Origin of the sequence: Actinokineospora sp. (assembly GCF_050699995.1) — a bacterium.
Lineage (GTDB): Bacteria > Actinomycetota > Actinomycetes > Mycobacteriales > Pseudonocardiaceae > Actinokineospora.
Genome location: NZ_JBOHGC010000570.1, coordinates 1 through 25189 on the forward strand (window position 1 = coordinate 1; position 25189 = coordinate 25189).

Below are 25189 nucleotides of genomic sequence, written 5' to 3' on the forward strand. Positions count from 1 at the left end.
ACCTCTTCGCTGTTCAGAGCGCGTTGGGCGCGAACGGGTCGTGCTCGGCGAGCAGCTTCTCCACCCGGGCGCGGTCGACCCGGCGCGCGACGGTGGTGTCCTCCTGGCGGTCTCGGATGACCTTGGCCAGGGTGAACGCCGAGGTCACGGTGTAGAGGGCGCCCACCGCGAGGAACGCGCGCACCCACGGGTCCACGGGGAGCACGGCGATCCCGATGGTCAGGGCGACCAGGGCGATGGCGAACGAGATGGCGGCCTGGGCGAAGAAGGCGGCCGTCGTCGGGGTGCTCGGGGTCTTGGCATCAGCGGTCATGCCCACAACATCGCGCACGCGTGACCCAGGGCACATCGGTAGTACTACTCGACTTCGCCAAACGCGGCCCGCACCGCGGCTTCGAGCCGGGGCAGCAGCGCGCGGTCCGCGTCCGCCGTCAGCAGCCGGGCGAGGTCGATGACCTCGCGGGCAGCGGGTGTCGCCGGGTCCGGCAGCGGCAGCCGTGCGACGTACTGGGTGATCCAGCGGCGCCTGCCCGCGTAGAGGCGGTTGCCGCAGACCTCGTCGTAGAACCGGGTGCCGAACCGTGAGTTGGCGACACCGAGGACCAGGTGGGCGATGTCCTCGCCGAGTTCCGGCACGCCGATCCAGTAGCAGTCCCCGTTGACCACCGAACCCGTGCGGTCGATGGTGAACCGGGGCTCAGGGCTGATGTCCGGGAACACGATCTTGGGTGCGCGCCACAGCGCGGGCCGCTGCGGCACCCAGATCTCGAACCACTCGCGGCCCGCGTCGATCAGGTACCGCCGGGACTGCAGCCGCTCGCGGTGGCGGCGCAGGTACGCGGCGGCGCGCGGGTACTCGTCGAGCCGGATCACCTGGCGTTTGGGCTGGTCAAGGTACGGATAGAGGACCCGCCTGCGGGACGCGCGCGGCGGTGTCCACGCGCTGAGGTCCTCGTGGGTCAGCAGCGGGCGCAGCAACTCGGGCTCGACGTCGGCCCAGTCCTCGCGGATGAAGACGGGGTCGGCGGTGGTCTTGATGCCGACCCGGACCCGGGCGAGGTCGCCGAGTGTGCGCCACGTGCGGTCGGCGATGCGGGTCAGCCTGCGCTCGCGCTCCGGTGTGCTCAGCCGCCAGGGGTGGCCGCCGCCGTGCGCGAGCGTCCCGACGTCCACTTGGAACGACCGGGCGCCGACGCTGAGCCGGGACCCGGTTTCCTTGGTCAGCGCGGTGAACAGGTCGCCGTCCGGGGACTCCACATCGGACTCGTAGACGCTGGCGAACCAGGCGGGCCCGGCAGCCGGGCCCTTGACCGCCACGACCACGGCGGGCAGCACAGCCGCCTCGAACAGCCGGGTGTCGCCGAGGTCGAACACCTCCCGGACGTCGAGTTCGCCGGTCAGCGACTCGCGGACGTTGGCGCCCGCCTTGGTGGTGAGGAACCGGTTCGAGCAGAGCAGCCCGAGCACCCCGCCGTCGGCGAGCAACCGGGGAACCGACGCGACGAACGGGTGCGTCAGGTCGATGCGGCCGCGCAGCCCGAACCGGGCGGACAGCTCGGCCGCCGCCGCACCGAGGACCTGGGTGCGGACGTAGGGCGGGTTGGTGATCACCACGTCGAACGATCCGGCGGGCAGGGCGGCGCCCGCGAAGGTGAAGTCGCCGGGCTCGATCACCGCGTCCGGCAGCCGGGCCCTGGCCGCGTCGACGGCGTCCGGGTCGAGGTCGTAGCCGACGAGTTCGGCGTCGGGCACGAGCTTGGCGAACGCGGCCAGCAGCTCACCGTCGCCACAGGCCGGGTCGAGCACCCGCGGCGCGCGCTCACCGGTCCGCCGCGCGACCCGTTCGGCGAGGAAGGAGGCGAGCGCGACCGGCGTGTAGTGCACGCCGTGGCGTTTGCGCAGGTCAGCCATCCTCGGCCGCCGCCGTGAGGACACCGGCGCGCACGGCCTTCACCAGATCGGCGTGGTCGGCCTCGGTCTGGTCGGCGTAGTCCACGGCGTAGGCGGCCAGCGCCTCGTCCAGGCCGCCGCCGAGGTAACCGGCGAGCAGCCGCGGATCGATCGAGCGGGTATGCGCCCGGGCGAGCAGGGCGCCGGCGAAGCGGCCGTAGTCGTCGAGGTGGTCGCCGTCGAGGGTGGTGGCGTCGATCTCGCCCTTGCGGTTGCGGAACTGGCGGACGATGTAGTCGCGCCCGTCGACCGATGTCCAGCCCAGCAGCATGTCCGACTCGGCCTGCACCATCCGCGCGCCATGCACGATCCGCTCACCTTCATGCTTGGCCGGACCGATGCCGAGGTGCTCGCCCAACGCCGACGGCCGCGCCTCTTTCACTTGCAGGACAAGGGCTTCGTCGCCGTTGCCGTGCAGCAGGACGAGATAGTTGCGCAGCCCGACGCTGCCGGTCCCGACCACCCGGAACGCCACATCGGACACCGCGTAGCGCAGGATCAGGTTTCGCCGCGACTCCCGCAATGTGTCCACATAGGACTCTAGCGCATCGGTCACGGCGGCCGCGGTCTCGTCATCCACCGCACTCATCACCGGCGGCTCGGTGACGAACCGCCACCGCTCGTCGGCACCCCGCCGCGTCCACCGCGCGGCCACCTTGGCACTGGTGTTCTTCCGCGCTTTCTTGGCCGCCTTGGCGAAGTCGTCGAGCAGTTCCTCGGCCTTCACATGGTTGAGGACGGACTCGTCGCCCAGCGCGGTCCACGAATCGAGGAATGGCTGCTCGGCGAGGTGATCGATGGTCAGCCGATAGGACCGCACCACGTCCTCGGCGGCGTCCAGACACCCCTTTTCGGACACGCCGCCCTCTCGCCCGGCCAGCACCAGACTGGTGGCCAGGCGCTTGAGGTCCCACTCCCACGGGCCGGGCAGGGTCTCGTCGAAGTCGTTGATGTCCATGACGATCTGGCCGTCGGACGTCCCGTAGAGCCCGAAGTTCGCCGCGTGCGCATCCCCACACAGCTGCGCGTCCAACCCACTGCGCGCGCCGGCGGCGAGGTCGCCCGCCATCAGCCCGGCGCTGCCCCGGAAGAAGGCGAAGGGCGAAGCCATCATCCGCCCGACCCGCAGCGGCACCAGGTCGGTCAACCGCCCGGCGTTGCTCGCCTCGACGAACTCGGCGATGCTCGGCCGCGCGGCCGCGAGCACAACCTCGCGATGCGCCCGGTGTGGACTGCGTTCCCGCAGCGCTCGCCCCTCGGCGATCACCGCCTCAGGCTCCACCCACCCGCCCAACGATCTCTCACCCATGCCGCCATCATGCGCCCTCGAGGGCTTCAGGTGGCCCGATCCCGGATCCGAGGCCGGTCGAACTCCGAGTTGTCGATCACCACGTCGACCAGGCTGAGCGGGCCCGCTGGGCAACCCCGGTGTCGCCTCGCATGTGACCCCTCGCGGCCTGGCGCCCTTGCCGCGATCCCCACAAAGGACGTACAGTATGTTGTACGTCGAAGGGAGGGTGTGCTGATGAAGACCATGAGCTACTCCGAATCTCGCGCGAACTACGCCGAGACGCTCGACTCGGTGGTAAATGACCGCGAAGAGGTCGTGATCACCCGCGCAGGACACGAGCCGGTGGTGATCGTGTCGCTCGACGACTACCAGTCGCTCAAAGAGACCGCCTACCTGCTCCGCAGCCCGGAGAACGCGCGGCGCCTGATCACTGCCATCGAGCGGCTGGAGTCCGACGGCGGGACGCAGCACGATCTCGTTGAATGAAGCTGATCTGGGACGAACACGCCTGGGACGACTACATCTGGTGGCAGACGGAGGACCGAAAGGTTCTCAAGCGCCTCAACGAACTGATCAAGGACATCGGGCGCAACGGCAATGAGGGAATCGGCAAGCCAGAGCCGTTGAAGCACGGTTTCCAGGGCTACTGGTCCCGTCGGATCACCGACGAACATCGCCTCGTCTACAAAATCGGGGAAGGCGAGATCCGCATCGCCCAATGCCGCTACCACTACGGCAGGGCAGCGGACACACCTGCCCGGTGAACGGGATCACTGACCGCCCAAACCCAACCCCACGGGGCAGGACACTCCAGTGCCGCCGATTCCGCAGTACCCGTTTCTATGTGTTTCCAAATACTGCTGGTGATAGTCCTCCGCGTAGTAGAACGGCGTCGCAGCGGCGACCTCGGTGGTGATCTGGCCGAGTCCGGACTCGCTCAGCGCCCGCTGGTAGTCCGCACGGCTCGACTCGATCGCCGCCTTCTGTTCATCGGAGTCGTAGTACGCACCCGAGCGGTACTGCGTGCCGACATCGTTGCCCTGGCGCATCCCCTGCGTCGGGTCGTGGCCTTCCCAGAACGTCTTGAGCAGCGCGTCGTAGGAGATCTTGTCGGGGTCGTACACCACCAGTACGACCTCGGCGTGCCCCGTCCGTCCCGAACAAACCTCCTCGTACGTCGGGTTCGGGGTGTGACCCGCGGCGTAGCCGACGGCGGTGGAGTAGACACCCGGGAGCTGCCAGAAGATCCGCTCAGCACCCCAGAAGCAGCCGAGACCGAACACCGCCGTGCGCGTGCCATCGGGGAACGGGGGCACGATGCGCCGGTCCGGGAACACCGCATGGGTGTCGGGCACCCGCATCGGGCTCGGCCGCCCCGGCAGCGCCTCGGCTACGTCGACCAATTTCGCCTTGTCACGCCCGAAAAGCACCATGCCTCGACTGTACGTACTTCGAGAGCGAACCGCGCGAACAGCCGGCCGGGGTTCGGGACTGGTAATAACTCTTGTGATGACTCCGCGGGACCGCGGGCGCATTCGGACAGGCTCGCGGGAGAACGCACGATGACTTGGCAGGAACGGTTACGGGAGCTCGACGCGATGCTCGCCGACGGGCGAATGACCGCCGCCCAACACCTGCGCGAACGTGACGAGGTGCTCGCCGAGGCGTCTGGCGTCGATCCGGTTCGGTCATCGACCGCGCCGTTCGCGCGGACCGCGGGCGGCGTGTCGGGCCAAGAGACTCCCGTAGTGGCCGCCCCTGGGCGAGTGCCCGGCGAACCTGAGCCCAGACGTGCCGCCCAATTCCACGGTCAGGAGGTCTTCGCGGCCGGAAAGGCCGGGCGGGGCCGAGTGGTGGTCGGGGTCCTGCTCATGGGCGTGGTCCTGACAGCAGGTGGCTGGTGGTTCGTCCAGCGTTCCACCTCGGAGGCGCCACCTGTTCCGGCGGTAGCGGCCGCCCCCACCGTCGCGTCGTTGCCCGCGCTCCCGGGGACGCCAAGCCCCAACGACGGCGTGCTCACCGTCGATCGCGCGGTCGAACTGCGTCTCCTGGCTCGCCAAGAGGGCGACATCCTGCGCGGGCACGGGGTGCACCGGTTCCACTTTCGCGGGTCGACATCAGGCTCGACCGGCTACGCGCTCATCGTGATCGAGGCAACCCCGGAGGCGACTGGCCTGACCGAGGACATGCGGGACCACCTGCGTCGAACCGGGTACCTCGACGATGTGTCCGTCGGGGGCACGGTCAGCCAGACGAAATCGTCGGCTGCCAGCACGGTGAGCCGAGTCACCTACACGTCGGGTCACGTGACCGTCCGGGTCGGCGTGTCGAGAGGTGCCGGCAGCGATCAGCGGCTTCTGTCCGCGGAGCTGGCCGACGTCCTGAGTGTGGTCCGCGAACGGTTCCCTACGTCGTAGCGTCCACCGGTTCCCGTGCGGGTTTCCGGTCCGGCTCCGCGGGTTGACGGCGGGGCAACAGGGCCGACCGGAGCTTCAATGCCTGCTTCTCGATGAGGTGCCAGGACAGGAAACCGAGCACCCCTGCGATCGGCAGCGAGATCAGCGCCACCTGCCAGGCCTGCGAAGCCCCGATGTAGACGCTGAACTGCTGGGTCGGGAATCCGTAGAGGTAGACCCCGTAACTCGCCATCGTGATCGACGAGGGCAGCCACAGCCTGCGCGGCATCAGCGTTCCGACTGTCAGCGCGATATAGGGGATGGTCAGGATCCTGGTGATCTCGACCATCGCGGAACCGTGCATGACGATCTCGACACCGACACACGCGGCGACGCCCCACCAGCTGAACCGGATGCGGTCGCGGTAGAGGTACGCGGCCATGCCGACGCAGTAGATCGCCAGGTACTGCACCAGCGGCAGGGTGAGCACCTCCAGCGTGATCCGCGGCAGCTTGACCTGCCGAGTGAGCGCACGCTGGAAGATCGCGGCCAGCACGAGGGCGACGAGGAGCACGACAAAGCGTCGGCGCACCACTCCGATCAACCCGAGCACCACCACCATGGCGTACCCGAGGAGCTCCACCGGAAGGCTCCAAAGCGAGCCGTTGACCGCGTTGGGGACCGGATTGCCGGGGAACACCCCGGGCAGCGAGTACTGCATCGGGAAGACACGCAGGTTGTTCGTGAGGTAAGTCCAGGTCGACGGGTGGGCGAAGTACTCGGAGGTGCTCAGCGTGGTCATCACGGGACCGAGCACCAGCACGGAGGCGAGCAGCAGGAATGCCAGGCCGGGCATGATGCGCAGGAGCCGCCGCACGGCGAACCGCCACACGTGCGGGTCGCGTTGCCAGCTCCCCATCACCTGGTAGCCGCTCAGAGCCATGAACGCGGCGACGGTGACCGCGCCGAGGTCGACACCGAAGCGGGTTGGCAGGACGCTTCCCCCACTGCCGGTGAGTGGTGCACAGTGATCGACGATGACCAAGAACGCCGCCGTCAGCCGTAAAGTCCCGAAACCGTCCTTGGCTCGTCCGGCGGAGATTTCGGTGCCATCGGACGTGCGCGATCTACCCCAGATGGTCACGAAGTACTCCTCCCTCGGCCGCACGAGCGGCGGATCGTAGGATAGCGCCACTGCCGGCGCCAGTTCGGGGATCGTCAACGTGGGGACGATAGAAGGGGGACGACCGTGTCCTGGCAAGAGGAACTCAGTCGTCTGGATGCCGCATTGGCAATCGGGCAGGTCTCGGCCGACGATTACCGACGCGAACGCGACCGCATCCTCGCGGCGGCGTCCGGCAACGTCACCAGCGCCCCGGCGGCGGCTCCCGTCGCGCTGGAGCGGCCGAGCGACGACCAGGGCAATCCGTTCCCGGCTCCGTTCAAGTGGAGCGCTGAGCGCCCTGGCGAGCACACGCAGGTTGTCGCCCCAGGGCAGCAGCCGCCCGCCCCCCATGGCAACTCGAGCGAATCCGACAGCGACCGCACGCAGGTCGTGTCGAACGCCGCCGCGCACGGTGACAGCACCCAGGCGATCCACCAGAGCGAACGCACCCAGGTCGTGTCCGCCCAGTCGAACCCCGAGCAGACGCAGATCGTGCGACCGGTGCAGCAGCCGAACCAGCACTCCGCTCCGCTCCCGCAGTGGAACACGAACGTCGCCGACCAGTCCGTGACCCCGTGGGGCGACGCCGACCAGCAACTCCCGTGGATGGGATTCCACGCACAGGGTCCCGAGGTGTTTGAGGACGACACGAAATCGGGCGGCAAGCTGTGGGTGATCCTCGGCGTCGTGGTGGTTGTCGCGCTCATCGCCGCCGGTGTCGTCTACTTCACAATGTTCCGGAACACGGGGAACACTCCGCCGCCCGCTCCGTCGACGTCAGCCGTGCCGACCACGACGACGAAGCCGAAGCCGAAGCCATACGGGCCGCTGATCGTGCCCGAGGGCCGCACTTCCGGCCCGAAGACGTACACCGCCGAGCAGCTGTCCACCGCGAAGCCGCTTCCGACGCCCGATCTCGTCCTACTCAAGCAGGCAGGCGTCACCGAAGCCCGCTCCGTGATCGTCGTCCCCGCGACCACGACGACCAGCCTCTGGTCGTTCACCGCCGCTGACCCGGCCGCGCTGCTCACCGCGATCGAGACCGACCAGAAACGGTTCGGCTTCGCCGAGGCGGCCGATGCGGGCGTCGCCTCGGTCAAGGTCTTCGCCTCGCAGCAGACGAGCACCACCAAAACGATCTTCGTGTTCCGTGCGCACTACGTCAGCGGAAGCGAAGTGATCCGGGTCGAGGCCTACGACACCAGCGAGAGCGAGGCGAAAGCCAAGTTCACGGCCGTCCTCCAGGCCCAGATCGACCACAACCCACCGAAGTGACGTCCACGATGGACCGGTCGGTCGACGACCGGACACCGACCTCGGTGCGAATCGCGATCGTGCTCTACGAGAACTCTCTCGCGGAGGTCTGGCGGTGCCTGCGGTCGCTTCGGCAGAGCGTGCGACGGGTGGTCGACAACCCGTCGATCACGCTGAACGCCGTGACGTTGCGGCTCGGCGACTGTTCACATCGGCCTGTGCTGCGTGCCGAGGACGACTTGGCGATCAAGACATTCCTCAGTCCGGTGGTGGACGCGGAGTACATCTGGTTCGGCGAGAACCTGGGCCACAGCGCGGGCTGCAACGCCCTCGCCGAGGACGCTGTCGAAGACGCCGTCCTCTTCCTTAATCCAGACACCTACAGCGCACCCGCGTTGCTGGAGGAACTGCTCGGCTCGATGCGATCGCCGAAGGTGGCCGCGGTCGACGCGCGGCAGATTCCGTGCGAGCACCCGAAGTGGTACGACCCGACGACCGGTGAGCAGAGCTGGGCCAGCGGGGCCTGCGTTTTGCTGCGCACTCCGTCGTTTCACGCAGTGGCGGGATTCGACGCCCAAAATTTCCCGTCGTATGTCAACGATGTCGATCTGAGTTGGCGTCTCCGACTCCACGGTGGGCAAGTGGTGCACCAACCGGATGCCGTTGTGTTCCACGACAAGCGCCTCGACTCGGTTGCCGGGGTCCGGCCGACGTCGATCGAGTTTTACGCGGGCCTGATGGGCAGGCTCATGTTGGCGACCAAATACGATCGCCCTGACATCGTCGAAGAGACCCTGACCGTCGTGTCAGCCCACGGCAACGACGACCAACGCCGCGCGGCCGCCGAATTCGTGCGGATTCGAGAGGCCGATTCACTGCCGGATCCGCTCCCGGCAGCCGATTCCGTCGCCGAGTTCGTCGATGGCGAGTACGGACGGCGGCGATACTGACTCCGATGTCAACCTACGAATTCGACTACAGCGACTCCAGCCCGTATGGGGCGGCGATCAGGCTGATCAAGGGAACCGACCCCGCGGGCAAGGTCGTGATCGATCTGGGATGCGGCGCCGCCGCGGTCGCGAACGCCGTGCGCGAACTCGGCGGCACGTACATCGGCCTGGACAAGGACTCCGACGCCATCGCCGCGCTGACAGAACGGGGATTCGGCGGGCACATCGTCGACCTCGCCGACCCTGACCTCGTCGAGGTGATCGAGACCGTCCTCGACGGGCGCCGACTCGCCGCAATACTCGCTCTCGACGTGCTGGAACACCTGGCGGATCCCATCACCGCGCTCGACCGGCTGGGCGTGGTGTCCGCCGCGAATCCGGACATGGAACTGGTCGCGAGCATCCCGAACATCGGTCACATCGACGTCGCTCGCCAGGTCCTCGCCGGACGCTGGGAGATGAGTGAGTCCGGTCTCCTCGACCGGACGCACATGCGGTTCTTCACCGACCGGTCGTTGACCGAGATGATGGCGTCAACGGGCTGGTACGAGTCGGCACGGGAAGACTTCTGCCTGCCGAAATCCGACCTGCACATCGCCGATCACCCGTTGTTCGAGCCGGAGACGAACGCGGGCGCCTGGCTCGCCGGAGTGCGCGGCGACACCGATCCGTACGGCGACGTCAACCAGTTCGTCCGCCGGTTCCACCGCGGCGGACGTAGGCGCACCCACGCGGCCGAGAACACCGCGAGCCCGTTTCTGAGCATCGTCATGCGCACCCAGGGGCGCAGGACGAAGGCGCTGCAGGACGTGTTGTGCTGCCTCGCGGCGCAGACCGAGCTGGACTTCGAGATTCTCCTCGTAGTGCATGGATCGGCGAAGTCGGACGCGATCCGCTCACTGGTCGACGAGTTCGAGGGAAACCTCGCCCAGCGGGTTCGGGTCCTCGCCTGCGATGGTGGGACGCGTAGCCGCCCCGCCAACGTCGGCCTTCGGGCCGCGGCGGGGGACTACATCGTCTTCCTCGATGACGACGACCTCGTCACCGCTGACTGGGTCGAGAACATCCGGCGGGGTGCGACGGAGCATCCGGGGATGGTGATCCGCTGGTGGGGTGCCGAGCAGCAGCGCCGATGGACGCCGGAAAGTCACCTGGGCGAACACGCCGCCATCGGACCGCTGACCCCGGCGTACACGACGGAATTCGACTTCGTCAGGCACATTCGCCAGAACGAGACACCATTCCACTGTTTCTCGTTCCCGCGAAGCCTCCTACACCTGGGCGTGACCTTCGACGAAACGCTCACGGTTTGCGAGGATTGGGCGTTCCTCCTTCGAGCGGCGTCGCTTTGTGGCGTCCACGACACCAGGACGACCACAAGCATCTACAACAAATGGTCGGAGCTGTCCTCATCGCATTCGGTGGTGGCGAGCGAGTGGGAGACGATGCGCGCGCTCATCCAGGTGAACCTGGATAGTCGACCCATCCTTTTCCCCCCTGGTTCGGTGCGGCGCGTCGACCGCGTCCAAGAGCGCGTCGAACTCGCCGAGCGACGAGCCGCGGAACTCGAAGGGGAGCTGGCGGAGGTACGCCACCACCTGGGCAACTACCAACAGGTCGCGGCCAACGCGCACCACGCGTTGGCCGAGCTCCGAGCGTCCACGTCGTGGAAGGTGTCCGCGCCGATCCGCATGCTCGGCGCGGCGGCGCGGAAGGTGCTGCGCCGCTGAGTCAGCGGCGTGGATGCTTGGCGAGTTCGCTCGCGATGGCGTTGATGACCGCGTCGGTGATGACCGGATTGATGCCACCGACGAGGCTGCGTTCCACCGCCTCGACCACGACGACATCGGATTCGGCGAGGATTTTGGCGACCGCGCTGGGATCCGTGCCCGCGGTGTCGCTGTGCACCACGGTCACGTCGGAGAAACCCCCGGCGAGGAACGGTGTGGCGAACAGCGTCAACGAGTCCCCGATCAGTGCGACCTTTTTGTTGACAATGCCGGGTCCTGCCGGCTGGGTCAGTCGAAGCGGCTCGCGGAAGGCACTGTCGATCGGCCTGCTGCGCACGGTCTTTCCGTCCGGGGCCAGGTTGTAGTTCTGCAGCGGGAACACGCCTTCACGACCGAGCAGCGGCGGAATGTCCGCCTTGCGTTCGACCACGGTGGAGGGTGTCGCCTTCCACGCCGCGGTGACTCCGGCCTGGATGTCCTCGGCGATCGCGCGGACCATGACCAGCCCGCCTTCGTAGGTCCAATGCGTGTCGAGTCGGGAGTACACCGGAGCGCCTCGACGCTCACCTGCGGTCCGCAACGCGGGCCGCAGGTCCGTGGCACCGGCCTCGGCGATCATTCGACGCCAGAATTCGTCCCTTGTCTGACGAGCGCAGTCCGAACCCAGGTACTGCGCGGGCAGGTATTGCGGCACCATGGTCGTCTTGTCGGGACCGATCATCAGCACGAATTGCCTGCCGGAACGCTCGACCTCGGCCTGGAGTCGCTTCATCGATCCGACCACTTGGTCCAGCGGTCGCTCGGGCAGGCACGCGCCGAGGATGTCGTAGCCGAGGTAGAGCCAGTCGTCTTGCCCTTCAAGGACTTTCGGGAAGCCCTGGGCGAGAATCTTCTTTCGGTCGTTCTCGCTCTTGCTGGGTGGCGCCACGGTCCCGACACCGGGGCCGGAGTCGACCTGGCGTCCGAGTTGCGGCGGCTCACCGAAAACCCGCCTGCTCACCTGGTCGTCGATGTCCAACGCGACGGAACGCAACGGCAGGTTGTCGGCGGCCCACGGTTCGAACCCGGTGAAAAACCCCCAGCCCTGCCCGGGTGACGGAAACGCGGCGAGCGGGCGGTTCTCGAACGCTTCGGGTCGCACGCCGAGGACCAGCAACAACAGGGGTGTGCAGAAGAAGATCATTGCCGTGACCAAGGCGGGAGACTGACGCTCACCATGCCTGGGCCGGTAGAGGGTGTGTTCCTTGGGAAGCCACGCCTCGTGCACCGAGGGCAGGTCGAATGACCGCTCTTGGCTCAGCGGCGTGTTCGCGCGTCCCGTCGTCACCTGGCAAGGGTAACGACGATCCCGTGCGAGAGTGGCCGGTTGCGTAAGTAACCCGTTTGGGTGGTCGGCGCGCGTGTCGGCCTCGGGCTCGACTTCTTGATGGGCGGGAGGAGGAGTATCAGTCGGATCAGAAGCCCCTTTGGAGGCGACGATGTGGTTTCAGATCCTGGCGTTGGTCACAGTCGCGATCGTGTTCGTGGTGCGACTGGTCGTGGCGCTGACCGATCGGCCGACCCGGCGCTGATCAGCGGGTGCGCAGAGAGCGCCAAGCCGAGGCGGGCAGGACGAGGGTCGGCCCGGTTGGGTTCTTGGAATCCCGAACCAGCACACCGGCACTGATCAGCGCGATCTCGACACACTCCGCGTGCTCGGAATCAACGCTTCTGCTGCTCTTGCGCCAACGCAACTGGGACAGGTCCACGCGAATCGCCTCTCACAGCTCGGCTGCCATTCGGTCAACCAGCCGGACAGACTCGTCGTGGCTCAGCGCCAGCGAAGCCAGCTGGTCGAAGGCCAGCCTAGCCGAGCGGACCTCCTGCTCCTTCTCGACTTCGACCGATCCGGCGATGTGCTCGACATAAACGATGGCGGGATCAGCGGGACTGGGAAAGCTGAGCACCGTAAAAGAACCGGAGAGCCCGGCGTGTGCCCCGATGCCGGGCGGGATGACCTGAAAGGTCACGTTCTCCAACTCGGCGACCATGACGATGTGCGCCAACTGCTCCTGCATGCAAGGCAGATCTCGCCGAAGAGCGGTGTGATCGACAATTGAGTGCAGCCGCAGCGGTTCGTCAGCGGTGACCCGCCGCTGGCGGCGGCGAATCTCCACGCCGCGAGCAACAGAGGCGGGAGTGTGACGGGCCGGATCGGCCGCTCCCGTGAAAACGGCGCGCACGTAGCCCTCGGTTTGCAGGAGGCCGTGCACCATCCCGAGCTGGAATGACCGGATCTCCGATGCCTGCGCTTCGAGGGGCACGTACCCGCGATTCGGGATGCCGTAGGTGTGCCACCAACCCTTCTCCTTGGCGCGTTCCCACATAGCCAGGTAAGGCGGCCAGTCCGTCGACACCAAGCCATACACATCCAACATCGCCTGCAGCTCGTGGTAGCTCGGCAACTGCCCCGTCTCGATCCGGCTCATCTTCCGGTTCGTGAACCGCAGCCGGTCCCCCGCCTCCTGCTGCGTCATCCGCGCCCGCTCCCGCAACTCCCGCAGGGCGCGTGCCAAGACTCTGACCCGCAGGTTTGGCTCCGTCATCCATCACTCCTGTCGCACGCACCCTCACCCAGTGTGCCGACGGAGTCCGACATTCCGGAATCCGGCGCGCGGTCTCCGGTGGACCACCGTCCGCCATGCCTACCTGGAACTACCTGCACCACCTTGAGTACCGGCGCGAACTTTCCAAGTACGAACGTGTGCTCCTGTACATCGAGACAGCCGAGGACCACGGATTCTGCTTCCACAAGAAGGGCATGACCCGCACCGAATGGCACGAGCATTACACCCGGCTGTGCGCCGCCGACTTTCTTGATCGAAAAGCCGCCGACCCCGGCATTTGGCTGGTCACGACCGTGCGCGTGCTTCCCGACAAGCGGACGACCTTGTGCACCATGCGCTTTCACTGGACCCCCGAACGGATCATTGACAAAAACTGATCCGACTATTGCGCGATGGTGAGTATCCCGACGTCCGGGAGCTTTCGCATTGCCTCTAGCCGCCGTATCTACTTGTCAGTAGCATCGCTTCGCATGGATGCATCGGAGCAGCTCGCGGCCCGCAAGGTCCGCTTCGTCGATGTCCTGCGCGCCTTGCCGAAGCTCGCGCCGGATGGACTCAGGATGGCGCGCGGAGCGGTTGGACTGGTCACGCTCAAGCCGACCACCAAAGACTCGATCGGCCACATCTTCCAGCGCGCCGCCGCTGAGCACCCGGAGCGTCCGTTCCTCCGCTTCGAGAACACCGAGATCACCTACGACCAGGCGAATCTGCTGGTCAACCAGTACGCGTCGGTGTACGCCGCGCACGGGGTGGGGCCCGGCAAGACCGTGGCTGTGATGGCGGGGAATCGGCCGGAGACGCTGCTGGCCGCGCTCGCCGGTGTGAAGCTCGGGGCCGCCGTCGGGATGATCAACACCAACCAGCGCGGCGACGTGCTCGACCACAGCGTCCGGCTGCTCGGCGCCACCGTCCTGGTCGCGGGGCGCGAATACCGCGATGCCCTCGACGAGGTGACGACGCCGACGGTCCTCGATCTCGAAACGCTCGCGACCGGCGCGACCTCGACGTTCAATCCCGCGGTATGCGCGACGTTGACCGCTTCGACAACCGCGTTCTACATCTTCACCTCGGGCACCACCGGGATGCCCAAGGCGAGCTCGATGTCGCATTTCCGGTGGCTCAAGAGCATGGCCGGAATCGGCGGACTCGGTGTGCGCCTGCGGGCTGATGACACGCTCTACTGTTGTCTCCCGCTCTATCACAACAACGCTCTGACGGTTTCCCTCTCCTCCGTGCTTTCCGCAGGGGCGACGCTCGCGCTTGGACGGTCTTTCTCCGCGTCCCGCTTCTGGGACGACGTGGTCCGCACCCGCTCCACGGCGTTCTGCTACATCGGCGAGCTCTGCCGCTACCTGCTCAACCAGCCGCCGCGGGCGATCGAGCGCGAGCACCAGGTCCGCGTCGTCGTCGGCAACGGTCTTCGACCCGAGATCTGGCACGAGTTCACCGAGCGCTTCGGCATCAAGCGGGTCGCCGAGTTCTACGGCGCCAGCGAGTGCAACCTGGCCTTCATCAACGCGCTGAACATCGACCGGACCGCCGGAACCTGCCCGCTGCCGTTCGCGGTCGTCGAGTACGACCCCGACACCGGCAAGCCCAAGCGGGTCGGCGACCGCCTGCGCAAGGTCAAGTCCGGCGAGGTCGGCCTGCTCCTCACCAAGGTCACCAGCCGCGCGCCGTTCGACGGCTACACCGACGCCGAGGCCTCCGAGCGCAAGCTCGTGCGGGCCGCCTTCAAGAAGGACGACTGCTGGTTCGACACCGGCGACCTGGTCCGGATGCAGGGCTTCAAGCACGTGGCGTTCGTCGACCGGCTCGGCGACACCTTCCGCTGGAAGGGTGAGAACGTCGCCACGACCGAGGTCGAGGGCGCGATCGGCGAGCGGCCCGACGTCGAGCAGGCCGTGGTCTACGGCGTGGCCGTGCCGGGTACCGACGGCAAGGCCGGGATGGCCGCGGTGAAGCTGCGCGACGGCGCCCGGTTCGACGGCCAGGTGCTGGGCAAGCACCTCGCCGAGCGGCTCCCGACCTACGCGATCCCGCTGTTCGTGCGGGTGATCAACGAGGTCGAGCAGACGTCGACGTTCAAGTCGCGCAAGGTGGACCTGCGCGACGAGGGCTACGCGAAATCGGTGACCGATCCCCTGTTCGTCTACACCGGTGAGCAGTACGTGCCGTGGTATCCGTCCTATCCGGACGAGGTGGCAGCGGGCAGAATTCGGGTATGACCCGAATTGCCGCTCTGCTGCGCGGAGTGAACGTCGGCGGGAACAAGAAGATCGCCATGGCCGACTTTCGCACCGTGCTGTCCGACTTGGGCTACGAAGATGTCCGGACGCTGTTGCAGAGCGGCAATGCCGTCTTCACCGCCAAGGACAAGCCCGCCAAGGCCGAGAAGCGGATCGAGAAAGCGCTCGCGGACCTGGGTCTCACGACCCGCTGCCTGGCCCGGACCGCCGACGAGATCCAGGCCGTGATCGACGCGCACCCGCTGGTCGACCTGGCCGACAACGGGTCTCGGATGCTGGTCGTGTTCCTGTCGGAGGACTTGGATCCGGCGCTCGCCGACGAGGTCGTCGCGCTGGCGCCGGACCACATCCGAATCGGCTCGCGGGTCGTCTACCAGTGGTGCCCGGACGGGATTCTGCAGGCGCCGGAACTCGTCCCGCTGGTCGCGAAACGGACCAAAATCGCCGCCACCGCACGCAACTGGAACACCGTGGTAAAGATCGGCGCGGCCCTCTGAGCCCGCGCGAAACGCCCGAATGTCGAACTCAGTGTCCTGAACGTGGAACTCACTGTTCTGAACGTGGAACTCACTGTTCTGAACGTGGGACTCGCGTTCGAACATTTGTGCACACTGTGGACAAGTGCTGTGGATAACTCAGCGGCGGGTGGGTGGGCAGATCTTGTCGATCGCGTCCAGGTCGTCCTGGGCGGTTTGCCAGTGCAGGGCGTTGGAGTTGGCGGTGATCTGGTTGGGGGTGGTCGCGCCCGCGATTACCGAGCCGACGGCGGGCTGGGCGGCGAGCCAGCCGATCGCGAGGGTGGCCATCGTGATGCCGCGCTCCGAGGCGAAGGCGCGGAGCTTCTCGATCTTGTGCCAGGGCGCGTCGTCGATGAGGCGCCGGCGGTTGGCCAGGCGGGAACCGGCGGGCGGCGGCTGGTCGCGGGTGTATTTGCCGGTCAGCAGGCCGTTGGCCAGCGGGAAGTACGGCAGCAGGCTCATGCCGAAGCGTTCGCACGCGGGTAAGAGCTCGCGCTCGGCGTCGCGTTCGAGCAGCGAGTAGTGGTTCTGCGCGGTCACCGGACTGACGACACCGTTGGTCTTCGCGATCCAGGCCGCGTCGGCGAGCTGCCAGGCCGCCAGGTTGCACACCCCGGCGTAGCGCACATGGCCGTCGCGGACCAGGTCGTCCAGCGCCGCCAGGGTCTCGGCGATCGGGGTGCCCGGATCCGGCCGGTGCAGCTGGTACAGGTCGATCCAGTCGGTGTTGAGCCTGCGCAGCGAGGCCTCCACCGCCCGTCTGACGTACCCGCGCGAACCGCGGGCGCCGAAGTCCGGGCCGCTGCCGCCCTGCATGTCCATGCCGAATTTCGTCGCGATCACCGCGTGGTCGCGTCGGCCCGCGAGAGCCTGACCGAGCAGCTCCTCGCTGCGGCCGCGTGGCGCGCCGTAGACGTCGGCGATGTCGAACAGCGAGACCCCGGCGTCGAGCGCCGCGTGGACCAGGGCGCGCGCGCCCGCGATCGACTCGGTCGGGGTGCCCGGCCTGCCCAGGTTGTTGCACCCAAGTCCGACCGCTCCCACCACCAACCCGGACTCACCCAGGTGCCGCAGCTCCACCCTGCAGACAGTAGGGCGGCCAGGCGATGTGATCTAGATGTCAAGGCGGATCCGATATCGATGTCCTGCCAGGCGGTAAGGCAGGCTATGACCATGAGCACCACACCCGAGGACGATCCGGGGGCGGTGTCCGCCCCCGGGTGGACCGCCGCCGATATCCCAGACCTGGTCGGCCGCACCGCCATCGTGACCGGTGGCAACAGCGGTCTGGGCTTCCAGACCAGCCGTGAGCTGGCCCGACACGGCGCCCACGTCATCCTGACCGCCCGCGACGCGGACAAGGGCGCCGAGGCCGTCGCGACCATCCGCACCGAGCAGCCCGAGGCGAGCATCGAGACCCGCCTCGTCGACCTCGCCGACCTCGACACGGTGACCGCTTTCGCCGACACCGTCGACCAGGTCGACATCCTCATCAACAACGCGGGCGTGATGATGCCGCCGCGTTCCGAGAGCGCCCAGGGTTACGAGCTGCAGTTCGCCGTCAACCACCTGGGCCACTTCGCACTCACCGGCCTGCTGCTGGACAAGCTGAAGTCGGGGAGCGACCCGCGGGTCGTGACTGTCAGCTCCTTCCTCCACAAGCGCGGCCGGATCCATTTCGACGACCTGCACGGCGAGCACAAGTACTCGCGCAGTGGGTACTACGCGCAGTCCAAGCTCGCCAACGTGGTGTTCGGCCTGGAATTCCACCGCAGGCTGCGGGCCAACGGCTTCACCGTGGCCAGCGTGCTGGCGCATCCGGGGTATTCGGCGACGAACCTGCAGTCCTCCGGGCCGACCGGGGTGGCGAAACTGGCCCTGAAGGTGTCGAACAAGTTCATGGCCCAGGAAGCCGAGATGGGCGCGCTGCCGCAGCTGTACGCGGCGACGCACCCGGACATCGAGAGCGGGCAGTTCGTCGGACCCAACGGGCGCCGGGAGCAGAAGGGCTATCCCACGCTGGTGGAGCCGCTCGAGGCCGCCCGAGACCGGGAACTGGCCAAGCGGCTCTGGGACGTCAGCGAAGAGCTCACCGGGATCGATTTCGGTCTCGCCCGATAGCCCGCGTCGCCCCGGCTCCACTGGGATGTCGCGCACATCCAAGTGGGGCCGGGGCTGAACGGGCGTTAACCTTCCCGGCGGTAGCCGTGCGGGGTGCACGGTCGGGCGTGAAGGGATATCGGGATGCAGATCGACGGCACCGCGGCCATCGTCACCGGAGGAGCCTCCGGCCTCGGTGGGGCCACCGCGCACGCGCTCGCCGCGCAGGGTGCGAGTGTCTTCGCGCTCGATCTGCCCGCCGCCATCGAGACCGCGCCGCAGGTCGAGGGCATCACCTACGTCCCCACCGACGTGACCGACCCCGAGCAGGTCCAGGCCGCCGTCGACGCCGCGGTCGCGTCCGGCAAGCCGCTGCGCGTCGTGGTCAACTGCGCCGGGATCGGGCCCTCGGCTCGCATCCTGTCCAAGAAGGGCCCGCACGACCTCAACCTGTTCCGGAAGGTCATCGAGGTCAACCTGATCGGCACGTTCAACGTGGTCACCCTCGCCGCCGCGGCCATCGCGCGGACCGAGGCGCTCGACCACGACCAGCGCGGCGTCATCATCAACACCGCCTCGATCGCCGCGTTCGACGGGCAGATCGGGCAGGCGGCCTACGCCGCGTCCAAGGGTGGCGTCGTGGGCCTGAACCTTCCGGCCGCGCGCGACCTGGCGACGTCGGGCATCCGGGTGCTGACCATCGCCCCCGGCATCATCGACACCCCGATGCTCGCGACCGTGTCCGACGAGTTCCGGGCCGCGCTCGCCGAGGGCGTGCCGTTCCCCAAGCGCCTCGGCAAGCCCGAGGAGTACGCGAAGCTCGCGCTGTCGATCATCGACCAGGACTACCTCAACGGCGAGGTGATCCGTCTCGACGGCTCGCTGCGCATGGCGCCGAGGTAGGACTCCACTTCCGCGAGGTGGCTCCGCACGGTCGGCATGAACGTGCGGAGCGCCTTGTTGAAGTCGTCGGCCTCATCGGCGGACGCCGTGGTGAACATCAGCATCTCGGTGAGTTCGAGCCGCCGGTTGACGGAGCTGACCTGGCCGCGCCACTGGTGCAGCAGCGAGATCAGCTCCGTGTCTCGGCGCAGGCTCAACGCGCCCGAGGTGAAGGCCGAGTCGACGGCCGAGTGCAGCAGCCGCGAGTAGAGCTTGCGGCCGCCCGGTGCGTCGTCACTGAACTCCGTGCCCGCCAACACTTCGCGGTTGCGCGCGAGTTCCGACTCGATGGACTCGATCGCCTGCAGCCGCCGTTCCCGTTGCGCGGCCCAGCGTTCGGCGAAGATGCCCGTGATGCCCGCGAGCAGCGCCAGGGTGTTGACCGCGGGCTCGAACTTCTGCCCGGGCTCGGAGATCACGAACCACGTCACGCCGAGCGCCAACGCGACCGCGAGCGCGCCGAAGGTGACTACCGTGATCGCGATTCGGGTCATTTAGTTCGCCCAGATCTCGTCCGCCCTGGTCCGGCGTTGGTTCGGCACCGGCTCGCCCCCCTGGGCGCGGCCGAGCAGGACCAGTTCCATGCCGAAGCCGGGCGAGGCCCGCTGGGTCCGGAAGTCGGAGTGGGTGGCCGCGACCCGGCGCAGTCCGCAGCGGGTGAGGATGTCGTCGAGCGCCTTGCGGGCGTACTTCCTGGTGACCTGCAGCAGGATCGTGTCGTTGTCCGGGAACAGGACGCGGGTGCGGTCGGGCAGGGTCATCCGGATGTCGCCGCCCGTGCGGTTCTGGTAGATCACCTTCACCTTGAGCGCGCGACCCGGCTCGACGGAACCGCGGAACTGCACGGACTCCATGTCGATCGTCAGGTCCGAGTTGTGCAGCAGCGCGCTGGTCACGAACTCCTTGTACGCCCGGCTCCGCGCGTACTCCTCGACGACCTGGCGGGCGAGATCATCGGACAGGTCGTCGGTGGTCGCGACCTCCAGCAGGAACCGGTCCTGCGGCGCAGCAGCGAGGTCAGGCTGGACAGGATTTCGGCGTCGTCGTCGAAGTTGGCCATCGTGTTGCCGAGCAGCGAGTACAGGATCGGCTCGTCGCCGACGATGGTCCGCAGCAGCTTGCCCAGTTCGCGCAGGTTCTCGATGATCGCGAAGTCCAGATGCACCGGGATGATCTGGTGGCCTGCCATGCCAAGGCCGCGGGTCGACTCGCTGGTGCCCAGGCGCAGCATCTCCGAGCTGATGTCGACCGGGAAATAGAACATGTCCGGGTTCTCGGCGCGCAGCGTCTCCAGCACCTGGCGGTCCTTGTGGCCGGTTCCCGCGCCGAGACAGACGTAGTGGAACGGCGAGCCGCCGATCTTGCCGCTGATCCGCCGCCAGCGCCGGGTGAACGACTCCAGGCTCTGCTTCATGACCTGGTAGAACGGGTCGGAGCAGGCGTGCGCCCACGCGATCGTCGGCCCGATCCCCCAGTACTGGTAGCCCGAGGTGATCTGCTTGCCCTCGCCGTTGGGCGACGGCTTGCCACGCAGGTCCGAGGTCAGCGAGGCGAGCTTGCTCGACTGGTCCTCGCCGACGAGCACGAGCGACCACGCGAAGTCCGACTCCTCGATGGCCTTCGCCAAGTCGCCAGGCAACGGCCTTTCACCAGCGGTCACGATCGGCCCTCCCGCAGTCTTCACTAGCGCTGTATAGCTTTGGGTAGCCTACTGACTACTAGTGGCCGCGTTTGAGCCATTCGTCAAGATCAGGGGCCTCCTGGCCGATCGAGGTCGAGTCGCCGTGGCCCGTATGGACGATCGTCTCCGGCGGCAGTTCGAGGAGGCGCTCGGTGATCGAGTCGATGATCGTCGGGAAGTCGCTGAGCGAGCGGCCGGTCGCCCCCGGCCCACCGCGGAACAGGGTGTCGCCGGTGAAGACGGCGTCGAGTTCGGGCGCGTAGACGCAGACGCCGCCCGGCGTGTGGCCAGGGGTGTGCAGGATGTGCAGGTCGACGCCCGCGACCTCAACGACCTCGCCGTCGAACAGCGGCTCGAAGTCGTCGTCCGGGTAGAGGTTGCGCCACAGCTCCTCGTCGGCCGGGTGCAGCATGACCAGCGCGTCGGTGACCTTCGCCAGGTCCTCGGCGACGTTGATGTGGTCGTCGTGGGCGTGCGTGCAGATGATCGCCTTGACCCGGCGGTCGTCGACCGCGGCGAGGATCTCGTCGGCGTCGTGGGCGGCGTCGATGATCACCACCTCGTTCTCGTCGCCGACGATCCAGACGTTGTTGTCGACCTCGTGGGTCTCGCCGTCGTGGTTGAACGTGCCGGTGGTGACGACGTAATCGATGCGGGCGCTCATCAGAACACCACGACCGAGCGGAGGACGTCGCCGTGGTGCATGCGGTCGAACGCTTCCTCGACGCCGTCGAGCGCGATGGTCTCGGAGACGAACGCGTTGAGGTCGAGCCTGCCCTGGCGGTAGAGGTCGACCAGGTACGGGAAGTCGCGTGAGGGCAGGCAGTCGCCGTACCAGCTCGACTTGAGCGCGCCGCCGCGGGAGAAGAAGTCGATCAGCGGCATCTCGATCCTCATGTCCGGGGTCGGCACGCCGACCAGCACGACCGTGCCCGCGAGGTCGCGCGCGTAGAACGCCTGCTTCCACGTCTCCGGACGGCCGACCGCGTCGATCACGACGTCCGCGCCGAAGCCGGCGGTGAGTTCCTTGATCGCCTCGACCGGGTCACCGGACTTGGCGTTGATGGTGTGGGTGGCGCCGATTCCCTTGGCCCACTCCAGTTTCCGGTCGTCGACGTCGACCGCGATGATCGTCGTCGCGCCCGCGAGCTTCGACCCCGCGATGGCCGCGTCGCCGACGCCGCCGCAGCCGATCACCGCGACCGTGTCGCCGCGCGAGACCCCGCCGGTGTTGAGCGCCGCGCCCAGACCGGCCATGACACCGCAGCCGAGCAGGCCCACGGCGGTCGGACTCGCGGAGGGGGCAACCTTGGTGCACTGTCCACTGTGGACGAGCGTCTTGTCGGCGAACGCGCCGATGCCCAGCGCCGGGGACAGCGGCGTGCCGTCTTCCAGCGTCATCGGCTGGGCGGCGTTGTGGGTGTTGAAGCAGTACCAGGGCTTACCCTTGAGGCAGGCGCGGCACCGGCCGCAGACCGCGCGCCAGTTCAGGATGACGAAGTCGCCGGGCTCGACGTCGGTGACGCCGTCACCGACGGTCTCCACGATCCCCGCGGCCTCGTGGCCGAGCAGGAACGGGAACTCGTCGTTGATGCCGCCCTCGCGGTAGTGCAGATCCGTGTGGCAGACGCCGCAGGACAGGACCTTCACCACCGCTTCGCCCGGGCCCGGGTCGGGGATGACGATCGTCTCGACGGAGACCGGCCGGCCCTTCGCTCTGGCGACGACACCGCGAACCTGCTGGGCCATACCGACTCCTAGAGGTCTCCGACGAACGGGATTTTGTTGACTTCCGGTGATGACATCCAGCCGCGCAGCACCGCGGTGGCGCGCACGTCGTCCTCGTTGTACTCCAGGAGCCGGGTGCGCTGCACGGTATCCGGTTCGTCGCCGTCCATCCCGACCGCCGCCCGGTACCAGCGCATCGAATTCTCGCCGCTCGCCTCGGCGTCGCGCCAGGCGAAGCCCGCGGCGGGGGCGATCGTCTTGAGTCCCTTGCCGTGCGAGCACAGGAAATGCTCGCGGACGCTGCCGAACAGGTCAACCCACTCGTCGGACTCGATGAACGTCAGCACCTCGCGGCGGGTGGGGATGCCGGGCTTGCCCGCGAAGCGCTTCGCCGAGGCCAGCAGCCACCGGTTCTCGGCCAACTCGTTGTAGCAGTAGGCGCGGAACGTGAGCCCGCGCGCGACCGTCGCCTCGCGCACCGACGCGAACCACTGCCAGAACTCGGCGAACGAACGGGCCTCGTCGTCGGTGGGCAGCGGGTCCCAGGTGACGAAGGCGCGGTAGCCGTGCTCGATGCCGATGTCGGCGCCCGCGAGCAGCGCGCCCCACAGGTAGGCGCCCGCGTCGCCGAAGCTCTCCATGTCGACGTCGACCTCGACGTCGGCGCGGGGCACGTGCACGGACTCGTTGCGGCGCACGACGGTGAGGTCGGCCAGCCAGGCGCGCGCCAGCCCGACGGCGTCCGGCAGCGGCATCCCGACCATCGGCGCCACCCCAGCGTCCTCGACATCGAGCGCGGCCAAGGCGTCGACCGTCGTCACCCCGGCGGCGCGGAGGAAGCCCGCGTCCTCGCCGCGCACGACAAGGCTCACATCGCGGGTGTCGAGCAGGTTCTGACTGCACACCGGCCACCACGGGCAGCTGCGGCACTCAACGATCCTCGACGGCTGCGCGAGCGGCTCTCCGCCGGTCGCGGCGGCGGTCGCCACGGCGATGCGGTCGGCGAAGCGGACCTCGTACTCGGCGAGCGCGGTCCGCCCGCCGGGCCACGTCGGCGCGGCCAGGTCGTGCCAGACGACGACGTCGCCGTCGAGGCCGATGACCCCGGCGAGCGCGTGCCGGTCTTCGGCGTACCCGGCGGCGCGCAGCAGCCGCAGCGTGTGCGCGAGCCGCAGCTGGTCGCGCGGCTGCGGGCGGACCTTGCGGGTCTGGTCGGGCTCGCCGCCGATGTTGGTGATCTCGCCGACCGGGGACGTGCGGGCGCCGGTGCCGGGATCGCTCACCTTGTGCCGGACCACGAGAACCGGAACGTAGCCGGATTCGGTGCGCACGAGCAGGTCGATCACGCCGCGCCTGCCGCCCTCGGGGTCGCGCGGGAGCTGGGCGGACCAGATGAACCGGGCCCCGGCTTCCAGTGCGACGGCGGTGGCGGCCTCACGCTCCGTGCTGCGCCCGGCCGGGATCTCGACCCAGTCGTCGCCGAACTTGACCGCGAGCTGGTCGGCGATCTCCCGCCGGTGCGCCGCCGCGTCGGCTTTGCGCAGCTCAGCGGTGGGGTCGGGAGCTCCGCGCGGCAAGTCCCGGGCGGCTGGATCGTGTTCCAGGTGAACACGGCGCCTGCAGCGGCTCACCACGCCGGCGTCGAGTAGCACCGTTGTAGTCACGCAATGCAGCTTAGTTGGCTCATCCGCCGCCCCGGAATTTGTGCAGGGGTCACCTACCAGGGGATGGCGCGGATGGATGGGTGACCGTGGTCACGATTCGTCACGGTCCCCCTTAGGTGCGGTCCGGCGGTCCGACAGTTGGGCCGCAGGACCGCACCGGGGCCGGCTAGATCGGGAGCAGCGGGCCGCGGAAGGCCACGGTGCCCAGTTCGAGCTTCAAACCGGCGATGCCGCCGTACTGCTGCGCGTACGCGAGTTCGTGCGACAGGTCGCCGACGCCGTTGCTGCCCGCGATCGGGGCGATGGCCAGGGTCGACAGGGTGCCGAGCGCTTTGCCGGTGGAGTCGAGGAACGCGCTGCCCGAGTCACCCGGGATGCCGGGCGTGACGGTGTAGACGCTGTGGGTCCAGCCGTTGGCCTCGGTGCCCAGGCTCTTGCCCTGCTTCGGGCTGAGCTGCGTGATGCCACCGCGCAGCGACGAGTTGCCGTAGGACAGGACGGTCTCGAGCATCGTGGTGCCGTTGGTGTCCAGCGCGGTCGGACCACCCCAGAACGGCACGCTCGGGTTGGTCTTGGCGACCGCGGCGGCGGGGATCTTGACCAGCGCGAGGTCGTTGTGGGCGCAGGCGTCCTCGTTGGTCTCGCCGCGGCTCTGCATGGTGTTCCAGGAGCTGTAGGCGATCTCGCCGGTGACACCCGAGCCGACCAGTGTCACCTTGGTGCCCAGCGGAAGCGTGCCCGCGTCGCAGCCGTTGGTGTCGGTCGCCGCCCCGGTGCCCGAACAGTGCGCCGCCTGTCCGATGTAGACGTTGCCGGAGCTGTCGCTGAAGACGAAGTTCGCCGTGCACTGGCCGGAACCGTCGGTCTCGGTCTGGATGCCGGGGTGGATGGTCGCCTGGGCGGCGGGCGCCCAGACCGGCGCGGCCGCGGCCGTGCCCGGGGCCGCGAGCATCAGCGCGCCGAGC

At 68.1% G+C, this 25189-nt stretch carries 27 protein-coding genes; 11 read left to right on the top strand and 16 right to left on the bottom strand.

The genetic code is table 11. From position 1 onward, the window contains the following. Positions 1-13: 13 nt before the first annotated feature. Genes ACRDSQ_RS27590 through ACRDSQ_RS27600 form a run of 3 tightly spaced genes read right to left on the bottom strand, consistent with a single transcriptional unit; the run spans position 14 to position 3259 of the window. Positions 14-313 (bottom strand): YiaA/YiaB family inner membrane protein, encoded by a 300-nt coding sequence (locus ACRDSQ_RS27590; RefSeq protein ID WP_431425021.1) that lies wholly within the window; start codon positions 311-313, stop codon positions 14-16. A 44-nt stretch (positions 314-357) separates the two neighbouring features. Beyond that, a complete protein-coding gene (locus tag ACRDSQ_RS27595) occupies positions 358-1911 on the bottom strand; it encodes an Eco57I restriction-modification methylase domain-containing protein (RefSeq protein WP_431425023.1) in 1554 nt (517 codons plus the stop codon). Next, the gene (locus ACRDSQ_RS27600; RefSeq protein WP_431425025.1) at positions 1904-3259 is read right to left on the bottom strand and encodes a DUF2252 domain-containing protein; all 1356 of its coding nucleotides are present in this window, start codon (positions 3257-3259) and stop codon (positions 1904-1906) included. Before ACRDSQ_RS27600 ends, ACRDSQ_RS27595 begins: the two co-directional genes overlap by 8 nt. A 216-nt stretch (positions 3260-3475) precedes the next feature. Between ACRDSQ_RS27600 and ACRDSQ_RS27605 the strand changes: the two genes are divergently transcribed. Both ACRDSQ_RS27605 and ACRDSQ_RS27610 read left to right on the top strand, forming a co-directional pair. Beyond that, the gene (locus ACRDSQ_RS27605) at positions 3476-3727 is read left to right on the top strand and encodes a type II toxin-antitoxin system Phd/YefM family antitoxin (protein WP_431425063.1); all 252 of its coding nucleotides are present in this window, start codon (positions 3476-3478) and stop codon (positions 3725-3727) included. After that, a complete protein-coding gene (locus tag ACRDSQ_RS27610) occupies positions 3724-4005 on the top strand; it encodes a Txe/YoeB family addiction module toxin (protein ID WP_431425027.1) in 282 nt (93 codons plus the stop codon). Before ACRDSQ_RS27605 ends, ACRDSQ_RS27610 begins: the two co-directional genes overlap by 4 nt. A 6-nt stretch (positions 4006-4011) precedes the next feature. Here the strand turns inward: ACRDSQ_RS27610 and msrA are convergent, their stop codons facing one another. Next, positions 4012-4674, bottom strand: coding sequence for a peptide-methionine (S)-S-oxide reductase MsrA (gene msrA, locus ACRDSQ_RS27615; protein ID WP_431425029.1), 663 nt, complete (start codon positions 4672-4674; stop codon positions 4012-4014). A gap of 129 nt (positions 4675-4803) precedes the next feature. Here msrA and ACRDSQ_RS27620 point away from each other — a divergent pair, with 129 nt between their 5' ends. Next, positions 4804-5658, top strand: coding sequence for a hypothetical protein (locus tag ACRDSQ_RS27620; RefSeq protein ID WP_431425031.1), 855 nt, complete (start codon positions 4804-4806; stop codon positions 5656-5658). On the opposite strand, the gene ACRDSQ_RS27625 is transcribed toward ACRDSQ_RS27620, so the two are convergent. After that, positions 5648-6781 (bottom strand): acyltransferase family protein, encoded by a 1134-nt coding sequence (locus tag ACRDSQ_RS27625; RefSeq protein ID WP_431425032.1) that lies wholly within the window; start codon positions 6779-6781, stop codon positions 5648-5650. The genes ACRDSQ_RS27620 and ACRDSQ_RS27625 overlap by 11 nt on opposite strands. Positions 6782-6925: 144 nt before the next feature. Here ACRDSQ_RS27625 and ACRDSQ_RS27630 point away from each other — a divergent pair, with 144 nt between their 5' ends. Genes ACRDSQ_RS27630 through ACRDSQ_RS27640 form a run of 3 tightly spaced genes read left to right on the top strand, consistent with a single transcriptional unit; the run spans position 6926 to position 10736 of the window. Further along, positions 6926-8077 (top strand): hypothetical protein, encoded by a 1152-nt coding sequence (locus ACRDSQ_RS27630; protein ID WP_431425034.1) that lies wholly within the window; start codon positions 6926-6928, stop codon positions 8075-8077. Beyond that, positions 8074-9006 (top strand): glycosyltransferase, encoded by a 933-nt coding sequence (locus ACRDSQ_RS27635; protein WP_431425036.1) that lies wholly within the window; start codon positions 8074-8076, stop codon positions 9004-9006. The genes ACRDSQ_RS27630 and ACRDSQ_RS27635 overlap by 4 nt, the downstream gene beginning before the upstream one ends. Before the next feature lie 5 nt (positions 9007-9011). Beyond that, the gene (locus ACRDSQ_RS27640) at positions 9012-10736 is read left to right on the top strand and encodes a glycosyltransferase (RefSeq protein WP_431425038.1); all 1725 of its coding nucleotides are present in this window, start codon (positions 9012-9014) and stop codon (positions 10734-10736) included. Position 10737: 1 nt separating this feature from the next. On the opposite strand, the gene ACRDSQ_RS27645 is transcribed toward ACRDSQ_RS27640, so the two are convergent. The 3 genes from ACRDSQ_RS27645 to ACRDSQ_RS27655 form a co-directional block, all read right to left on the bottom strand. Continuing rightward, positions 10738-12063 carry an alginate O-acetyltransferase AlgX-related protein gene (locus ACRDSQ_RS27645; protein WP_431425039.1) on the bottom strand — a complete coding sequence of 442 codons (1326 nt, stop codon included), beginning with the start codon at positions 12061-12063 and terminating at the stop codon, positions 10738-10740. Between the two features lie 244 nt (positions 12064-12307). Further along, positions 12308-12484 (bottom strand): DUF397 domain-containing protein, encoded by a 177-nt coding sequence (locus ACRDSQ_RS27650; protein ID WP_431425041.1) that lies wholly within the window; start codon positions 12482-12484, stop codon positions 12308-12310. 12 nt (positions 12485-12496) lie between these two features. After that, complete coding sequence (locus ACRDSQ_RS27655) at positions 12497-13321, bottom strand: helix-turn-helix domain-containing protein (protein WP_431425042.1); 825 nt, start codon at positions 13319-13321, stop codon at positions 12497-12499. Between the two features lie 95 nt (positions 13322-13416). Here ACRDSQ_RS27655 and ACRDSQ_RS27660 point away from each other — a divergent pair, with 95 nt between their 5' ends. The 3 genes from ACRDSQ_RS27660 (at position 13417) to ACRDSQ_RS27670 (ending at position 16088) form a co-directional block, all read left to right on the top strand. After that, a complete protein-coding gene (locus tag ACRDSQ_RS27660; protein ID WP_431425044.1) occupies positions 13417-13719 on the top strand; it encodes a hypothetical protein in 303 nt (100 codons plus the stop codon). Positions 13720-13812: 93 nt separating this feature from the next. Next, the gene (locus ACRDSQ_RS27665; protein WP_431425045.1) at positions 13813-15570 is read left to right on the top strand and encodes a long-chain-acyl-CoA synthetase; all 1758 of its coding nucleotides are present in this window, start codon (positions 13813-13815) and stop codon (positions 15568-15570) included. Beyond that, positions 15567-16088 carry a DUF1697 domain-containing protein gene (locus tag ACRDSQ_RS27670; protein ID WP_431425046.1) on the top strand — a complete coding sequence of 174 codons (522 nt, stop codon included), beginning with the start codon at positions 15567-15569 and terminating at the stop codon, positions 16086-16088. The genes ACRDSQ_RS27665 and ACRDSQ_RS27670 overlap by 4 nt, the downstream gene beginning before the upstream one ends. A 138-nt stretch (positions 16089-16226) precedes the next feature. Here the strand turns inward: ACRDSQ_RS27670 and ACRDSQ_RS27675 are convergent, their stop codons facing one another. Beyond that, positions 16227-17189 (bottom strand): aldo/keto reductase, encoded by a 963-nt coding sequence (locus ACRDSQ_RS27675; RefSeq protein WP_431425048.1) that lies wholly within the window; start codon positions 17187-17189, stop codon positions 16227-16229. A 93-nt stretch (positions 17190-17282) separates the two neighbouring features. Between ACRDSQ_RS27675 and ACRDSQ_RS27680 the strand changes: the two genes are divergently transcribed. Next, entirely contained in the window at positions 17283-18230 is a 948-nt protein-coding gene (locus tag ACRDSQ_RS27680) for an oxidoreductase (RefSeq protein ID WP_431425050.1), read from the top strand. Between the two features lie 123 nt (positions 18231-18353). Continuing rightward, positions 18354-19112, top strand: coding sequence for an SDR family NAD(P)-dependent oxidoreductase (locus tag ACRDSQ_RS27685; protein ID WP_431425052.1), 759 nt, complete (start codon positions 18354-18356; stop codon positions 19110-19112). Here ACRDSQ_RS27685 and ACRDSQ_RS27690 read toward each other — a convergent pair. From ACRDSQ_RS27690 to ACRDSQ_RS27720, 7 genes are all read right to left on the bottom strand, one after another. Then, positions 19055-19645, bottom strand: coding sequence for a hypothetical protein (locus tag ACRDSQ_RS27690; protein ID WP_431425054.1), 591 nt, complete (start codon positions 19643-19645; stop codon positions 19055-19057). The genes ACRDSQ_RS27685 and ACRDSQ_RS27690 overlap by 58 nt on opposite strands. Further along, positions 19646-20047, bottom strand: coding sequence for a hypothetical protein (locus ACRDSQ_RS27695; protein WP_431425055.1), 402 nt, complete (start codon positions 20045-20047; stop codon positions 19646-19648). Beyond that, positions 20044-20811 (bottom strand): L-histidine N(alpha)-methyltransferase, encoded by a 768-nt coding sequence (locus ACRDSQ_RS27700; RefSeq protein ID WP_431425056.1) that lies wholly within the window; start codon positions 20809-20811, stop codon positions 20044-20046. Before ACRDSQ_RS27700 ends, ACRDSQ_RS27695 begins: the two co-directional genes overlap by 4 nt. A 58-nt stretch (positions 20812-20869) precedes the next feature. After that, a complete protein-coding gene (locus tag ACRDSQ_RS27705; protein WP_431425058.1) occupies positions 20870-21496 on the bottom strand; it encodes an MBL fold metallo-hydrolase in 627 nt (208 codons plus the stop codon). Then, positions 21496-22581: an S-(hydroxymethyl)mycothiol dehydrogenase gene (locus tag ACRDSQ_RS27710; protein ID WP_431425059.1), complete on the bottom strand. Its 1086-nt coding sequence runs from the start codon at positions 22579-22581 to the stop codon at positions 21496-21498. The genes ACRDSQ_RS27705 and ACRDSQ_RS27710 overlap by 1 nt, the downstream gene beginning before the upstream one ends. An 8-nt stretch (positions 22582-22589) precedes the next feature. Beyond that, a complete protein-coding gene (locus ACRDSQ_RS27715) occupies positions 22590-24224 on the bottom strand; it encodes a TM0106 family RecB-like putative nuclease (protein ID WP_431425061.1) in 1635 nt (544 codons plus the stop codon). 166 nt (positions 24225-24390) lie between these two features. Beyond that, on the bottom strand, positions 24391-25189 hold a 799-nt coding region (locus tag ACRDSQ_RS27720; protein WP_431425062.1), incomplete at its 5' end, for a serine protease.

Coding starts and splice junctions, on each gene's coding strand:
- ACRDSQ_RS27705 (WP_431425058.1), bottom strand. CDS start 21,496: ATGAGCGCCCGCATCGATTACGTCGTCACCACCGGCACGTTCAACCAC.
- ACRDSQ_RS27595 (WP_431425023.1), bottom strand. CDS start 1,911: ATGGCTGACCTGCGCAAACGCCACGGCGTGCACTACACGCCGGTCGCG.
- ACRDSQ_RS27665 (WP_431425045.1), top strand. CDS start 13,813: ATGGATGCATCGGAGCAGCTCGCGGCCCGCAAGGTCCGCTTCGTCGAT.
- ACRDSQ_RS27620 (WP_431425031.1), top strand. CDS start 4,804: ATGACTTGGCAGGAACGGTTACGGGAGCTCGACGCGATGCTCGCCGAC.
- msrA (WP_431425029.1), bottom strand. CDS start 4,674: ATGGTGCTTTTCGGGCGTGACAAGGCGAAATTGGTCGACGTAGCCGAG.
- ACRDSQ_RS27605 (WP_431425063.1), top strand. CDS start 3,476: ATGAAGACCATGAGCTACTCCGAATCTCGCGCGAACTACGCCGAGACG.
- ACRDSQ_RS27600 (WP_431425025.1), bottom strand. CDS start 3,259: ATGGGTGAGAGATCGTTGGGCGGGTGGGTGGAGCCTGAGGCGGTGATC.
- ACRDSQ_RS27680 (WP_431425050.1), top strand. CDS start 17,283: ATGAGCACCACACCCGAGGACGATCCGGGGGCGGTGTCCGCCCCCGGG.
- ACRDSQ_RS27690 (WP_431425054.1), bottom strand. CDS start 19,645: ATGACCCGAATCGCGATCACGGTAGTCACCTTCGGCGCGCTCGCGGTC.
- ACRDSQ_RS27590 (WP_431425021.1), bottom strand. CDS start 313: ATGACCGCTGATGCCAAGACCCCGAGCACCCCGACGACGGCCGCCTTC.
- ACRDSQ_RS27660 (WP_431425044.1), top strand. CDS start 13,417: ATGCCTACCTGGAACTACCTGCACCACCTTGAGTACCGGCGCGAACTT.
- ACRDSQ_RS27710 (WP_431425059.1), bottom strand. CDS start 22,581: ATGGCCCAGCAGGTTCGCGGTGTCGTCGCCAGAGCGAAGGGCCGGCCG.
- ACRDSQ_RS27655 (WP_431425042.1), bottom strand. CDS start 13,321: ATGACGGAGCCAAACCTGCGGGTCAGAGTCTTGGCACGCGCCCTGCGG.
- ACRDSQ_RS27610 (WP_431425027.1), top strand. CDS start 3,724: ATGAAGCTGATCTGGGACGAACACGCCTGGGACGACTACATCTGGTGG.
- ACRDSQ_RS27685 (WP_431425052.1), top strand. CDS start 18,354: ATGCAGATCGACGGCACCGCGGCCATCGTCACCGGAGGAGCCTCCGGC.
- ACRDSQ_RS27640 (WP_431425038.1), top strand. CDS start 9,012: ATGTCAACCTACGAATTCGACTACAGCGACTCCAGCCCGTATGGGGCG.
- ACRDSQ_RS27670 (WP_431425046.1), top strand. CDS start 15,567: ATGACCCGAATTGCCGCTCTGCTGCGCGGAGTGAACGTCGGCGGGAAC.